Below are 14,108 nucleotides of genomic sequence, written 5' to 3'. Positions count from 1 at the left end.
CGCTCCTGCAGCACGCGCAGCAGCTTGACCTGGATGCTCGGCGGCAGGTCGCCGATCTCGTCGAGGAACAAGGTGCCGCCGTTGGCCGCCTCGAACCAGCCGGCCTTGCTCTGCAACGCACCGGTAAAGGCGCCCTTCTCGTGGCCGAACAGCTCGCTCTCCACCAGGCTCTCGGCGAAGGCACCGCAGTTGACCGCGACGAACGGGCCGCCGCTGCGTCCGCTGAGGGCATGGATATGGCGCGCCACCAGCTCCTTGCCGGTGCCGGTCTCGCCGATGACCAGCGCGTTGGCCTCGCTGGGCGCCAGGCGCTCGATGCGCTCCAGCAGCTCGCGGGAACGGGGGTCGTTGAACACCAGCACGGTGGCGCGCACCGATTTGGTCAGCTCGCGGGCGTGGGGATGGGTGATGACGGACATGCTGGGTTCCGAGCCGGGGAATGTGCGCCCATCTTGCCCCAGGAACCCATAGATTAAAAAATTCTGAATTCGTATTTATATATTCGAATAAAAAATATAACCCCGCTCCTTAGGGCAGTACGCCAAGCAGCGACCAGACCCGGCGCGCCTCCGAGTCCGCATTGATCAGCTCCGCCAGCAGCTCGCTCAGCGGCTTGTTGCCCCATTCCACCGCGCGCTTGATCAGGTAGGGAACCGGGCTGTGCGGCTCGGTGCGCGCCAGGTAGTCGGCGATCAGCAGCAGTTGCCGATAGGCGTCCTCGCGACTGGTCGGCGCGCCAGCCGGCCCGCTCGGCGCGCTCGCCGGGACGCTTTCCTCGCCGTCCGCGTCGCCTTCGGCGGCGTCCGCCTCCGCGACCGGTGGCTGTTCTTCGGGCAGCGGCGCTTGCGGGTGCATGGCGATGAACTCCTTGAGCAAGGCCAGCCATTGCGCGATGACCTCGCGCAGCGGCTGGCAACTGGGGGCGAGTTCGCCCAGGCAGCGGTCGCACCACTGTTCCAGGCGTTGCAGTTGCTGCTGGCAGGCGAGCAGGCTGGCCTGCTTGCGCTGCCATTGCACCAGGGGCTCCGCGCGCAACGCTTCGTCGAGCTTCTTCTGCTGAAGTTGCGCCGCTTCCAGCGCCGCCTTGGCGCTCTTGCTGTCGCCGCTGGCGACCTGCTGGCGCTGCAACCTCTGCCAGGCATAGAGGGTGATCTCGGCGAAGGCGCCCTGCCCCATCAGCGGCAGGCGCGTGTGCAGCAGCTCGGCATAGCGGCGCAACAGCCAGTCGATGGGCGGCACCCGCCACGACTGATCGCCGTCCTGGGCTTGCGGATGCACCTCCTCGGGGTAGCGCTCGCAGAGTTCCGCCAGCAGCACCAGCGCGCGCTGCAATCCGCCCAGCCCGCCGCGTTGCAGCCAGGCCTCGCCGAGCCAGGCGGCGAGCATCAGGTCCTTGCTGCGCCGCTGCAACAGTTCGCTGGCCAACTGCTCCACCGCGGCCCAGTCGGCGCGCTTGGCTTCCGCCTGCCAGACGCCGGTCGGCAGGCTGCTGTCGTCCTCCCGGCGCAACTCGCGCAGGCGGTCGTAGTCCGGGTCGTAGCGCAGGCTGGGGCCGCACGGCTGTCCGGGGTCGATCGGTTCGAGCAGCACTTCCAGGGACAGGGCGCTGCCGGAAAGAGGCAGGGTCATGGGGTACCTCCGGTGCTGGCGACGGTGGCCGGCAACAGCGTCGCGAACGGCGATTGCGGCGCGCGCACCGGCAGCGGCTGGATGGACAGCGGGGTCTTGCCGCCCTGGCTCATCAACGACAGGCGGAGGAACATCCGAGCCTCGTTTTCCGGGCTGTAGGGCGCATACACCGGCAGTTGCAGGACCAGCGGAAACTCCGTGTAGTCGACGTTCGGCGGGCGCTGCCGGGAGAAGTGCGCACGCATCATGCGCAGCAGCGCCCAGGAGCCCTGGTAGCTCCAGCCGGCCTCGAGGTCGGCCACCGCCAGGCTGGCCTGGCGCGGGTCGTCTGCCGGACGCTGCGAGCCGTTCTTCGCCCAGCGCAGCATGATCTTCAGCGGATCGCCGACGTTCCAGGTCAGGCCCTTGTCCTGCGCGCCGGGGAACCGGCTTTCCTGGTCGCCCGAGTACAGGCTCCAGGCGATCACCTGGTCGGCGCCGCGTTCCAGGCTGCGGTCGCTGCGCCAGTCGATGTCCAGGGCGACGCCGAGCAGGCCCGACTTGTCGCGCTCGAACAGCGGGCCGAGCCAGCCCTGCGCCTGTTCCAGGCGGCGGACGAAGTCCTCGGCGGCCGGCAGGTCCGGCGAGCGAACCTGGGCCAGCCCTTCGCGCACCTGCGGCAAGCGCGTCTCCATCAGCTTCAGCAGGTGCCGCACCCGCCCCGGCTCGGCATCGGCCGCTTCCAGGCTGTAGGCGAAGGGGAAGCGTCCGGCGAGGTACTGGTTGAAGTAGTCGGCGAGGTCCTTCCAGGCCTGCGCCGCCTGCTGCTGTTGCAACGACTGGCAGCGCCCGAGCGCGCCCTGGCGCAGGTCCACCAGGCGCGTCGCCAGGTCGCTGCGGCTGGACGGCAGGAGCACGCCGTTGAGAATGTCAGCGCAACTGCCGATGTCCATCTGGTTGAAATCGTTACCCACCAGCTTCGCCAGCTGCGCCGCGGTGCTCGCCGGGTTGTCGGCCTTGAATTTCTGCAGTTCGGCGTTGAGCGCGCTGAAGCGCACGAACGCGTTGTAGTCGGCGGTGGCCAGGCTGGACTGCTGCGCCTGCAGCCACTCCAGCGCCGGGGCGTGGCGCTCGGCGACCGCGGCCATGGCATTGAACTGGCTGGTCAGGCTCTGCTTCAGCTCGGCGCTGTCCTGGGCGCGGAACGCCTGCAGGCCGAAATTCGGCGCGCCCGACCAGCGACTGAAATCGACCGGCTCGCGCAGCACCGCCTGCTCGTCGATGTCGCGCAGGGCCTGGCCGATATCGGCCACGGCCAGCGCGTTGAGGCTGGCCAGCAGGCGCGCGCCGGCCTGCATGTCCTGCAACTCCAGCAGCGCCGCCTGCAATGCCTGGACCTGCTTGACCTGCACGTCGAAGCGCGAGGCATTGCGGCTGGTCAGGCTGCGACTGCGCGGCCCGAGGCTTTGCCACATGGCCTCGGTCGTCGCGCTGGCGGCGGCGTGCAGGACCGAGTAGCGATAGCGCGGGTTGAGCGACGGCAGGGTGCTCTCGTAGTAGCCGCTGAAGTCGTTGAAGAAGCTCAACGCCTGGGTCACGCCGATGTCGTCGATGCTCAGCAGGGAGTGCTCCGCCAGCGTCTTGCCGGCCAGGGCCACGGAGACGAAGTCCTTGGTCTTCAGGTCATCGATGGCGCGTTTCAGGCCGAGCAGGTCATCGGCCAGCTTGAGCGTCGCCCCCTGCTTCACCAGCAGGCCGTCGCCGGCAGCCTCCGGAGGCGCGATCCATTCGCTGCGGAACTGCTGCTGCAACTGCACCGTGAGGTTCTGCAGTTCCTCCACGCGGTCTCCCAGCAGGCTGCTTTGCTGGGCGCTCTTGAGCAGGTTCTGGTAGCCAGGGACGAGATCCTGGCCGACGCCATTGCCCCAGATCAGGTTGATGCGGTTGACCTGCTGCTGCAGGTGGTTGATCAATTCGCCGACCCCCAGCAACTGGGCCGCCGTGGCATCTCGTTCCTGGCCGAGCTGCGCGAGTTCCTGGGTCAGGGCATTGCCGGTGCGTTCCAGGCTGTCGGTGAGAAAGTAGGCGTTCAGCCAGCGTGCCATCAGGTCATGGAAGTTATCCGCCGCCGTGGCGCCGACCCGGCCCAGGTCGAGGGCGGCGAGATCGGCCGGACGCTCGGCGAACAGCGTGCGGTTGTAGTAGGCCAGGCGCGCCAGGCTGCCGGCGTTGTAGCTGCTGCCCAGGGCGTCGTTGCTCAGTTGCAGGAGATCGTCGAGCGGCGTCTTGCGGTTGTCGATGGCCTGGGCGAACAGGCGATTGTGGCGCTCCAGGGTAGTGGCGCGGGCGACCAGGTCCTTCGCCGCCAGGTAGTCCTTCCACTGGCTGGGGTCGTCGCCCTCCTTCAGGCCGGGCTGGCCGTCGCTGCGGATCGCCCGCAGGTCGCTCGCCTCGCCTTCCAGCAGGCTGCGCAGCGGGCGCACCAGCAGGCGCTCGGAAACGCGGCGATACGCGCTGTCGATGCGTGCGTCCAGGGAGGAAAACCAGGAACTGGGGAACGCCAGCGAGGTGAAGCGCCAGCGCGGCGCCTGTGCCACCAGTTGCCACCAGGCCTGGACGTTCTGCCGGACCTGGGCGGCGCGCCGGGTGTCGTCGTCGAGCGGCTGGTAGCGCTCGCTGGCGCCATGCAGCAGTTGCGACAGTTCGCCGGCGTCGCGCAGCGCGTCACGCCAGACCCAGGTCATCAGGCCGCCCCAGAGCAGACACAGGCACAGCGCAGCGAGGCCGATCCCGCGCTGCCAGCGCTGGCGCAGCTGGAGGATGCGCGGCACCGCCTGGGCCAGGCCTTCCTCGGCAAGGATCCGCCGTGCCCACAGTTGGCTGGCGAAGCTGCTGCGCCGACGCGGCGCGTCGACCGCCGGCAGGGCTTCGTCGCTTGCCGCCCCCGCCGCCTCGCTGCCGCTCAGGTAGAGACCGCGAAAGCGCGGCGCCTCACCCCTGGCGTTACCCTGGAAGACCGGTTCGAGCAGCGCCTGCAACGAACCGCGGAGGCTTTCCAGGCGTGGCGGCAGGCAATACAGGTCGTTGTTCACCTGGCCGCGCAAGGTACCGAGTTCGACGATCGACTCGGTCAGGGTGGCGGTGATTTCCTCCAGCGCCTGCTCGCACCAGCGCGACTGCCAGGCCGCCTCGGCGGCGAACGGCGAGGACCAGCCGAGGGCGCGCTCGCGCGCCTCCTCGGGCAGCGCCGCGAGAAGCTCCTGGAAACCCGGCAGGTCTTCCAGGCCAGTGATCACCACGTAAACCGGCAGGCTCAGGCCAAGGCGCTGGGTCAGTTCCACGTAGCGACGACGGGCGGCGAGGCCGAGGTTGGCCGCCTGCTCGCCATCCTGCAGCCGCGCCAGCGGAATGTTCCAGACCACTCCGTCCAGCGCGCGCCTGCCGCGCAGGCGCAGGAACAGACGCAACAGGCGCAGCCAGGCGCCGCTTTGCCGGCGCAGGCCCTCGTCGGGCAGGAACACCGACTCGGGCACCAGCAGGATCGCCCCCTCGCCGTCCGACCACCAGCGGCCGAACCAGGCCGGACGCGCCACCGGCAGCAGGCGCCAGGTGGCGCACAACTGCTCGCCCTCGGTCTCGTTGCCTAGCATCAGCAGCCACGGCGCTTCGTAGCGGCCCTGCCAGCCCTGCTCGCGCTCCATCTGCCGGACCGCCGCGTAGAAGCTGCGGATCTCCGTACCGCCCCGGGTCCGCCACCACCAGCCCAGCGCCCCCAGCAGCAGCGCCAGCAGCAGCAGGAGGAGAACCAGCATGAACAGCGTCGCGCCGCTCATGGCGCCTGCTCCGCATCGGCCAGGTGGGTCACCGCCGCCATTTCATGCTGGATGTCGCGCCAGAACAGGTGCCCGATGCCGCTCATCAGCAGCACCAGGCCGAGCACCGCCAGGCCCAGGCGGAAACCGTCCGGCAGCGCCGCGCGCACCGGCAGGCGCCGTGGCGGCGCGGCGGCAGGCTGCTCAAGGCGACGGCCGAGGTCGGCGGCGTCCGCCTCGCGCTGCCAGGCGAAGGCGAACAGCGCCTGCCGCCACTTCTCGTGCAGCGCCTCGCCGCGCGGCCCGCGCAGGCGACCGCGGAAGCCGAGGATCAGGCATTGCAGGTAGACGTTGGCCAGGTCGCGACTGGCCGGGGCGCGTTCGTCGAGCAGGCGCTTGATCGCCAGCGGCAGGTATTCGCCCGCCTGGCGACTGCCGTAGAGATGCGACTCCAGCGGTTTTTCCTGCCAGGCGCCCTGCCCCGGCCAGGCGCTGAAGACCAGGGTCTCGTCGACCAGGGCGACGAAGGCATAGACCATCGCCTTGACCTGCACGCCCGCCGCGTCGCCGACGCTGGCGAAGGCGCTGCGCCACAGACGCCGGGTGATGCGGGTGGACAGTTCGAGGGCGCGCTCGACCATCCGTGGCACATCCTGGGCGTCGCGGTCGAGGGCGCCCCAGGCCTCCAGCCATTCCTGCCAGGCCTGGCGGAATGCCGTGCTGAGCGGCTGCTCCTGGTACGCCTGGGAAAAAGGCCCTGCACTCCCTTCGGGCATTGGCGGCTCCTTCCTGTCTAGGTGTTGTCGCTGCCGTCGGCGACGAACAGCACGATCTGCCAGGGACTGCTGGCGACCCCGCTGACCGGCGCGACGATGCGCAGCGGCTGGCCGGCATCGAACCAGTCGCCGGCGCCCTGCACGACGAACAAACGGGTGTCGTCGCCGACGCTGTAGGCCACCTGTTCCTGGCGATTCATCGGCTGCCGCGCCAGCCCGCTCATGCGTTGCCGGGCGAGCAACGGCAGGTGCGGGTCGGAGGCGACGATGGCGCGCTCCAGCCAGTCAGCCGCCGCTTGTTCGCCGGCGCCGGCGGGCATCCGCAGGCCGACCACCAGGCGCTGGCGCGGCGCCGGATCGGGCAGGCGCACGGAAAATACCTGTTCCTCCTGCTCGAACGGCAGGCAGCGGTAGCCCGCGCGGATCGACTCGATGGCGCGCTCCAGCCAGTCCAGCAGCGGCTCGTAGCCACGCCGCAGGTCGAGGAAGTCGAGCGCTTCGAAGGCCGGCACGCCGGCCAGCGGATCGAGCGCCGCCCAGGCCCCGGCCAGGCCCAGCAGGCTGCCGTGCAGGGCCAGCGGCGAGGCCGCGCGGCTTGCCAGCAGGCCTTCCACCTCCGGCAGGCGGGTCCAGAGCGCGGCGAGCTGGCGACGGACTTCCACGGCGTCGTCCTGGTTGCCCGCCTGCTGCGCCAGGCGCAGGCGCCCGCCGAGGAACAGCGCCTTCTCCCGGGCCCGCGCGCAGAGCGACTGCACGCGCCTGCCCAGGGGCGACTCCGGCAGCACCAATGGCGTCGGCGGGACGTAGGGCAGGCTGACATAGGCGCCGCCCTCCTTCGCCACGCGCAGCAACGGCAGGCACACGGAGTCGGCCTTGCCGTCGTCGCCGACCAGCCGCAGCGACGCTCGCCAGACGGTGATCGGCTCGGGGTGCTCGCCGCTGGCCAGGTCTGGCAGCGGCGCGCCGACCCGCGATTGCAGACGGCCCTTCAGCGGCAGCAACTGACCCGCCCGCCACAGCGGACTGACCGCCAGGTGGACGTTCAGCAGCGGCCCTTCGGCGGCCGCCAGCGCAGTCTCCAGGTCGAACTCCAGCGGCGCGTCGACACCAGCCTGCACGCTCACCGGCAGGCCGTCGGGCAGGATCGCTTCGAGGTGCAGGACCCGCACTTGGCCGGCGCACAACGCCGAGGGGTCCAGTTCCAGGGCGGTCACGCCCCAGAACCAAGGGTTGCAGGCCTGTCCGGTGCGCGCCGCCAGCGCCTCGGCACGCAATCCCTGCAACTGGAAATGCTGGGGAAGCAGTTGCATCCCTTCGTGCCAGCACACCGCGTCAGGCAGAACACTCATACGACTCCCCTTCGACGTCCTACGTTGTCGTGCACGACGGTCGCTCGCCTGCCCCTCCGCTAACGCGTGGCGGGATCGTTGACCAGTCGCATTTCCCGGGTATCCAGACGCAGCCAGACGCGCTGCTGCTGGTCGAGGCGCAAGCGGTGCGCGCCGGGTGTGTTATAGCCGGCGAAGACCAAAAGTCCAGTTGCGCGGTCGCCGCGCAAGGGGAACGACTCCGACTCGATGAACTGCCCCGGGACCAGCTCCAGGCTCCATACCGCGAACTGCTGCCGGTAGTCGCGGCGGTACTGCTCGCGATTGGCGAACCACTGGCTGGCCGGCAGTCCGGCCAGTTCCTTGAACAGCTCCGCATCCTTCACCGCGACGAAGTCCACGGCGATCGGCGAGTCGTCGTTGGCGCGCGCGGCGACATCCAGGGTCAGCCGCTGCAACTCGACCCGCGGCGCGAAGAAATACGAGCAGCCGGCCAGCGCCAGGATCGCCAGCGCCAGGGAGAATTTCCGACATATGGTGAAACATCCGTGCTTCATGGGAGTCCAACAGAAATTTTATTTTGCAAATCCATAGACCTGTTCTAGCGTCTTTTGTAGTTCGTCGCCAGTGACGGACCAGAGGGATCGCCAAGGACAGGTTCTGCGCCGTTTTCCCTGTCATGCCTGTGATCCAGCAAGGGACTGCGATGATCAGGGCATCCCCCGATGCATTGCGCCCCCACCATTGCATCGGAGTCAGCCGCCATGGCCGAGAGTACGCAGCACAAGCTGGACCGGGTGCGCCCGCCGCGCGTGCAGATCACCTACGACGTCGAGATCGGCAACGCCATCGAGAAGAAGGAGCTGCCCCTGGTGGTCGGCATCCTCGCCGACCTCTCCGGCAAGCCGGATACCCCGCCGGCGAAGCTGGTCGAACGGCGTTTCGTCGACATCGACCGCGACAACTTCAACGAGATCCTCTCCTCCATCTCTCCCCGCGCCACCCTGCAGGTCGACAACACCATCAGCGGCGACGACAGCAAGCTGAACGTCGAGCTGCGCTTCAACCACATCGAGGACTTCGACCCGGTCAACCTGGTGAAGCAGGTGGTCCCGTTGCGTCGCCTGTTCGAGGCGCGCCAGCGCCTGCGCGACCTGCTGACCAAGCTCGACGGCAACGACGACCTCGACCAGTTGCTGCAGGACGTGGTGGCCAACACCGAAGGCCTGCAGGAAATCAAAGCGGCCCGCCCGGAAGCCGAAGCGGCCCCGGCCGGCGACAGCGAACCCCCGGCCGACCAGCCGGCCTGACCCTCTTCCCGGAGAAGCCGCCATGCCCAAGTCATCCGCCGCCGAACAATCCGGCGAGAGTTCGACCCAGACCCTGTCCCTGCTCGACGAGATCATTGCCAAGGGCCGCATGGCCCACGACGACAGCCAGCAGGACTACGCCCGCGACATGCTCGCGGAATTCGCCACCCAGGTCCTCGACGAGGGCATGGCCGTCGACAAGGACACCGTGGCGATGATCAACGACCGCATCAGCCAGATCGATGCGCTGATCAGCGACCAGCTCAACCAGATCATCCACCACCCCGAGTTGCAGAAGCTGGAAGCCTCCTGGCGTGGCCTGCACCAACTGGTGAGCAACACCGAGACCAGCGCGCGGCTCAAGCTGCGCCTGCTGAACGTCGGCAAGAACGAACTGCAGAACGATCTGGAGAAGGCGGTCGAGTTCGACCAGAGCGCACTGTTCAAGAAGATCTACGAAGAGGAATACGGCACCTTCGGCGGACACCCCTTCAGCCTGCTGATCGGTGACTTCACCTTCGGCCGCCATCCGCAGGACATCGGCCTGCTGGAGAAGCTGTCGAACGTCGCCGCGGCTGCCCACGCGCCGTTCATCGCCGCCGCCAGCCCACGCCTGTTCGACATGAACAGCTTCACCGAACTGGCCGTGCCGCGCGACCTGACCAAGATCTTCGAGAGCCTGGAGCTGATCAAGTGGCGCGCCTTCCGCGAGAGCGAGGATTCGCGCTACGTGTCCCTGGTGCTGCCGAACTTCCTCCTGCGCCTGCCCTACGGCCCGGAGACGCGACCGGTGGAAGGCATGAACTATGTCGAGGACGTCAACGGCACCGACCACTCCAAGTACCTCTGGGGCAACGCCGCCTGGGTCCTGGCGCAGCGCATCACCGAGGCCTTCGCCAAGTACGGCTGGTGCGCGGCGATCCGCGGCGCGGAAGGCGGCGGCGCGGTCGAGGGCCTGCCGGCGCACACGTTCCGCACCAGCTCCGGCGACCTGTCGCTGAAGTGCCCGACCGAGGTGGCGATCACCGACCGCCGCGAGAAGGAACTCAACGATCTCGGCTTCATTTCCCTGTGCCACAAGAAGAACAGCGACGTGGCGGTGTTCTTCGGCGGCCAGACCACCAACAAGGCCAGGCTCTACAACACCAACGAGGCCAACGCCAACGCGCGCCTGTCGGCGATGCTGCCGTACGTGCTGGCGGCATCGCGCTTCGCCCACTACCTGAAGGTGATCATGCGCGACAAGGTCGGCAGCTTCATGACCCGCGACAACGTGCAGACCTACCTGAACAACTGGATCGCCGACTACGTGCTGATCAACGACAACGCACCGCAGGAAATCAAGGCGCAGTACCCGCTGCGCGAGGCGCGGGTGGATGTCAGCGAGGTGGCCGGCAAACCGGGGGCCTACCGCGCCACGGTGTTCCTCCGGCCGCACTTCCAGCTCGAGGAACTCAGCGCGTCGATCCGCCTGGTCGCCAACCTGCCGCCGCCGGTAGCGGCGTGAGTCCGCCCCCGCCGGCAGCGCCGGCGGGGCGCCCTTCCCGTTCCAGACAGCCCCTCTCCAGGAGTCAGATGCGATGGATGCGATCATTCTCGATTTCGGCAGCGACATCAAAGGCGACAGCCTGCTCGTCGGCTACGAAAACAAGATCGAAATCATGTCCTACAGCCACAACGTGGCGATGCAGGTCACCAACGACGTCAGCAACTCGGAGCGCACCTCCGGCAAACCCCACGTCGGCGAATTCACCCTCACCAAGTTCATCGACACCTCGACCCCGACCCTCAACGAATACTGCTGCGCCGGCAAGCCGATCGCCGAGGCGACCATCACCATCGGCCGCAACGCCGCCGAGGGCAACGGGCAGATCATGCCCTTCATCGTCTACACCCTGAACAACGTGGTGCTCTCCAACGTCAGCGTCAGCGGCGGCGCCGGCGGCAAGCCGGTGGAGACCCTGTCGCTGAACTTCACCAAGATCAAGTGGGAGCTGACCGCGCAGAAGGACGACGGCACCAAGGAAGGCACGGCCGCCTCGACCTGGGACCTGGCCGCCAACCAGCTGGTCAAGTGACCGGGCGCCGACATGTCCGGAGCCCTGCCGCCGCTGTTCGAGCGCCTCAGCGCCGAGGCCGACGAACGTCCCGCGTTCGACGACCGGGCGCTGGCCGAGTCGGTCCGCGGCGAGCTGCTGCGCCTGCTCAACACACGGCGCCCGGCGCATGCGCGCAGCGGCATCCTCGCCTACGGGCTCGCCGACTGGACCGCCGTGCAACGCCTGCGCGCCGAGGACCGGCGCCAGCTGGCACGCGAGGTGCGGGCGGCGGTCGAGCATTTCGAGCCGCGCCTGCAACTGGCCGAGGTCGAGGTCGAACCTGACCCGGGCAATCCGCAGCGCCTGCGTATCCAGCTCGGTGGCCGCCTGCGCAGCGGGTCGCGCCTGATGCCTGCGCTATTCGTCATCGAACAGGGCAACGATGGCCTCGAGGTGCGCCATGAGCGATTCGATTGATGCCGACCTGCTCGACTACTACCAGCGCGAGCTGACCTGGCTGCGGCATGCCGGCGGCGCCTTCGCCGAGCGCTATCCGAAGGTCGCCCGGCGCCTGCAACTGGCCCCCGGCGAATGCCCCGACCCGCACGTCGAGCGTCTGCTGGAAGGCTTCTCGCTGCTCACCGCGCGCCTGCAACGGCGCCTCGACGACGACTACGCAGAGTTCAGCGACGCCCTCCTCGAACAGCTCTACCCCCTGGCGCTGCGCCCGCTGCCGTCCTGCGCGATCGTCCAGTTCGAACCGGACCCGACCCAGGGCAACCTCGCCGAGGGCTACCGGCTGCCGCGCGACACCGCGCTGTTCGTCACCACCCGTGGCGGCGACAGCGTGCATTTCCGCAGCAGCGCCGAGGCGACTTTGTGGCCGCTGGCGATCGACGAGGCGACCCTGCTCGGCGGCGAGGAGGCGCAAGCCCTGACCGGAGTCGGCGCCGCCCGCTCGGCGTTGCGCCTGAGCCTGCGCTGCCTGGGCGAGTACCGCTGGGACGAACTGTCGATCGAGCGCCTGCGCATCCACCTGGCGGCTTCGCCGATGGGCTGCGCGATCCTCTACGACCTGCTCGCCGCGCATGCCGTGCAGGTCATGGCGGGGGCGCCCGGCACGCCGCCGGCGGCGCTCCGCGGACTGCCGGAGATCGTCGGCTTCGCCGCCGACGAGGCGCTGCTGCCGGAGGAAGACGGCGGACATCCGGGCCTGCGCCTGCTCGCCGAGTACTTCGCCTTCCCCGACAAGTTCCACTTCTTCGACCTGCCGCTGTCCGGCGCGCTCGCCGACGGACAGACGCTCTACCTGTACCTGGTCTTCGATCGCGCACCGACGGCACGCCTGCATTTGCAGGCGGAAGACTTCCAGCTCGGCTGCGCACCGGCGATCAACCTCTTTCCGCGGACCTCGGAGCCGCTGCGCCCGGACGGCACCCGCAGCGAGTACCGCCTGGTCGCCGACAGTCACCGCGAGAACAGCGTGGAAATCCATAGCATCCGCGCCGTGCGCTCGGTTGCCGGGAGCACCGTGCAGCCAGTCCCGGCCTACTATGGCTGCCGCCACGACAGCCACCTCGGCACGCTCTACTGGCACGCCCGGCGCATCGCCGGGCTGACCCCGAACCGGCTGGGCAGCGACCTGCTGCTGAGCCTGGTGGATACCGGCTTCGACCCGTTGCGCGAGGCCCCGGCCTTCAGCCTGACCGCCGAGCTGCTATGCACCAATCGCTATCTGGCCGAGCGCCTGGGTGCCGGCACCGCGCTGGGCTTCGAACGGCCCGGGCCGGTCGCCGCCGCACGCCTGCGCAACGCGCCCAGCGCGCAGAGCCAGCCGCGCCTGGACGGCCAGTCGCGCTGGAGACTGGTCTCGCAGCTGACCCTCAACCACCTCTCGCTGGTGGAAGGCCCGCGCGCCCTCGAAGCCCTGCGGGAAATCCTCGCCCTGCACAACCTGCGCGACGACGCCAGCGCCCGCCGGCAGATAGAAGGGCTGAGGCAACTCGACTGCCAGCGGGTGGTGGCGCACGTCGGCGAGGATGCCTGGCGCGGCTGGCGCAATGGCCTGGAAATCCGCCTGCGACTCGATCCGCAACACTTCGTCGGCGCCAGCGGCGTGCTGTTCTCCGCCGTGCTGGCGCAGTTCTTCTCGCTGTATGCCACCGCCAACCGCTTCGTGCGCACGGTCCTGGTGGAAGCCGACAAGGAGGTGAAGACATGGCAACCCCAGGCCGGCTCGCCGCTCTCCCTCTGAGTCAGCGGCTGCGCCGCACGCCGCAGCGCTTCGAACTGTTGCAGGCGCTGCTGCTGCTCGAACGCGAGCGTCCCCAGGCGTTGCCGCTGGGCACCGGCAACGCGCCGCGGGCGGAGGCCCTGCGCCTGCGCGGGCCGCTGCTGCCGCTGTTCGCCTCGAGCGAGGTGGAAAGCCTGCTCGACGACCCGCAGCAACCGGTGCTGTCCACCCCGGTGTTCGGCCTCGGCGGCCCCGACGGCCCGTTGCCCTATGCCTACCAGGAATGGCTGCAACAGCGTGCCCGGCAGAAGGACCATGCCCCCGCCGAGTTCCTCGACCTGTTCCAGCACCGCCTGCTCAGCCTGCTCTACCGGGTACTGCGCAAGCATCGCGTGGCGCTCGGTTTCGCGGTGCCGGCGGCGACCCCGGTGCAGGCGCAGCTACGCGCCCTCAGCGGCCTGTTGCCGAAGGCCCTGCAAGAGCGCCTGGCGCTGCCGGACAGCGCGGTGCTGGCACGCACCGCGCTGTTCGCCGGCGGGCGTCGCTCCCTGGCCGGCTTCGCCAGCCTGGTGCGCCAGCACTTCGGCGTGGAGGCACGGCTGGATGCCTACCAGGGCGCCTGGAAGGAAATCCCCGCGGCCAGCCGCAGCCGGCTGCAACGCGGCGGACGCAACCTGCGCCTGGGTCGCGACGCCATAGCCGGCACGCGCACCTGGGACGAGCACGCCGGCATCGCCCTCAGTCTCGGTCCGCTGGATGCCCGCGAAGCCGCCCGCTTCTTCCCCGACGGCGACGCCCATGGCCAGTTGGCCAGCCTCGCCGCGCTGTACTTCGGCCCCGACCTGGATTGTCGCCTGAGCCTGCTGGTGAGCGGCGGCGCGCCGCTGCGCCTGGAGCGCGGTGCACCGCCCAGGCTGAGCTGGAACACCGGCCTGCGGCGCGTCGCAGACGGCCAGCGGCAGCGCATCGATCTCGACCTGCGGCAGCCGGAGGTAGCCTGAA

Annotated in this window: 12 protein-coding genes; 6 read left to right on the top strand and 6 right to left on the bottom strand. The window is 69.2% G+C overall.

What is annotated here, in order from left to right:
- The 6 genes from HMPREF2924_RS14085 to HMPREF2924_RS14060 form a co-directional block, all read right to left on the bottom strand.
- The coding region (locus HMPREF2924_RS14085; protein WP_141765538.1) for a sigma-54 factor interaction domain-containing protein at window positions 1-419 on the bottom strand (419 nt) is incomplete at its 3' end.
- Window positions 420-528: 109 nt separating this feature from the next.
- Window positions 529-1,629, bottom strand: a complete 1,101-nt coding sequence (gene tssA / locus HMPREF2924_RS14080; RefSeq protein WP_003131571.1) for a type VI secretion system protein TssA — start codon at window positions 1,627-1,629, stop codon at window positions 529-531.
- Window positions 1,626-5,441 carry a type VI secretion system membrane subunit TssM gene (locus HMPREF2924_RS14075; protein ID WP_003131569.1) on the bottom strand — a complete coding sequence of 1,272 codons (3,816 nt, stop codon included), beginning with the start codon at window positions 5,439-5,441 and terminating at the stop codon, window positions 1,626-1,628. The genes tssA and HMPREF2924_RS14075 overlap by 4 nt, the downstream gene beginning before the upstream one ends.
- Window positions 5,438-6,196, bottom strand: coding sequence for a DotU family type IV/VI secretion system protein (locus tag HMPREF2924_RS14070; protein ID WP_003131567.1), 759 nt, complete (start codon window positions 6,194-6,196; stop codon window positions 5,438-5,440). Before HMPREF2924_RS14070 ends, HMPREF2924_RS14075 begins: the two co-directional genes overlap by 4 nt.
- 17 nt (window positions 6,197-6,213) lie before the next feature.
- The gene (gene tssK / locus HMPREF2924_RS14065) at window positions 6,214-7,545 is read right to left on the bottom strand and encodes a type VI secretion system baseplate subunit TssK (protein ID WP_023094023.1); all 1,332 of its coding nucleotides are present in this window, start codon (window positions 7,543-7,545) and stop codon (window positions 6,214-6,216) included.
- 59 nt (window positions 7,546-7,604) lie between these two features.
- Window positions 7,605-8,081 (bottom strand): hypothetical protein, encoded by a 477-nt coding sequence (locus HMPREF2924_RS14060; protein WP_003104701.1) that lies wholly within the window; start codon window positions 8,079-8,081, stop codon window positions 7,605-7,607.
- A gap of 207 nt (window positions 8,082-8,288) precedes the next feature.
- On the opposite strand from HMPREF2924_RS14060, the gene tssB reads away from it, so the two are divergent.
- The 6 genes from tssB to tssG all read left to right on the top strand — a co-directional run bounded on the left by tssB (window position 8,289) and on the right by tssG (window position 14,107).
- Entirely contained in the window at window positions 8,289-8,834 is a 546-nt protein-coding gene (tssB, locus tag HMPREF2924_RS14055; RefSeq protein ID WP_003089493.1) for a type VI secretion system contractile sheath small subunit, read from the top strand.
- 22 nt (window positions 8,835-8,856) lie between these two features.
- Entirely contained in the window at window positions 8,857-10,341 is a 1,485-nt protein-coding gene (gene tssC, locus HMPREF2924_RS14050) for a type VI secretion system contractile sheath large subunit (protein ID WP_003089494.1), read from the top strand.
- Window positions 10,342-10,414: 73 nt separating this feature from the next.
- Window positions 10,415-10,912, top strand: coding sequence for an Hcp family type VI secretion system effector (locus HMPREF2924_RS14045; protein WP_003089495.1), 498 nt, complete (start codon window positions 10,415-10,417; stop codon window positions 10,910-10,912).
- Between the two features lie 12 nt (window positions 10,913-10,924).
- Complete coding sequence (tssE, locus tag HMPREF2924_RS14040) at window positions 10,925-11,350, top strand: type VI secretion system baseplate subunit TssE (protein ID WP_003089496.1); 426 nt, start codon at window positions 10,925-10,927, stop codon at window positions 11,348-11,350.
- Window positions 11,334-13,127 carry a type VI secretion system baseplate subunit TssF gene (gene tssF / locus HMPREF2924_RS14035; protein ID WP_003089497.1) on the top strand — a complete coding sequence of 598 codons (1,794 nt, stop codon included), beginning with the start codon at window positions 11,334-11,336 and terminating at the stop codon, window positions 13,125-13,127. The genes tssE and tssF overlap by 17 nt, the downstream gene beginning before the upstream one ends.
- Window positions 13,091-14,107 (top strand): type VI secretion system baseplate subunit TssG, encoded by a 1,017-nt coding sequence (gene tssG / locus HMPREF2924_RS14030; RefSeq protein WP_003110896.1) that lies wholly within the window; start codon window positions 13,091-13,093, stop codon window positions 14,105-14,107. The genes tssF and tssG overlap by 37 nt, the downstream gene beginning before the upstream one ends.
- The last annotated feature ends 1 nt before the right edge of the window (window position 14,108 follow it).

This window comes from Pseudomonas sp. HMSC063H08, from assembly GCF_001813645.1.
GTDB classification, from domain to species: Bacteria; Pseudomonadota; Gammaproteobacteria; order Pseudomonadales; family Pseudomonadaceae; genus Pseudomonas; species Pseudomonas aeruginosa.
This window is presented reverse-complemented; position numbering and strand designations above follow the sequence as displayed.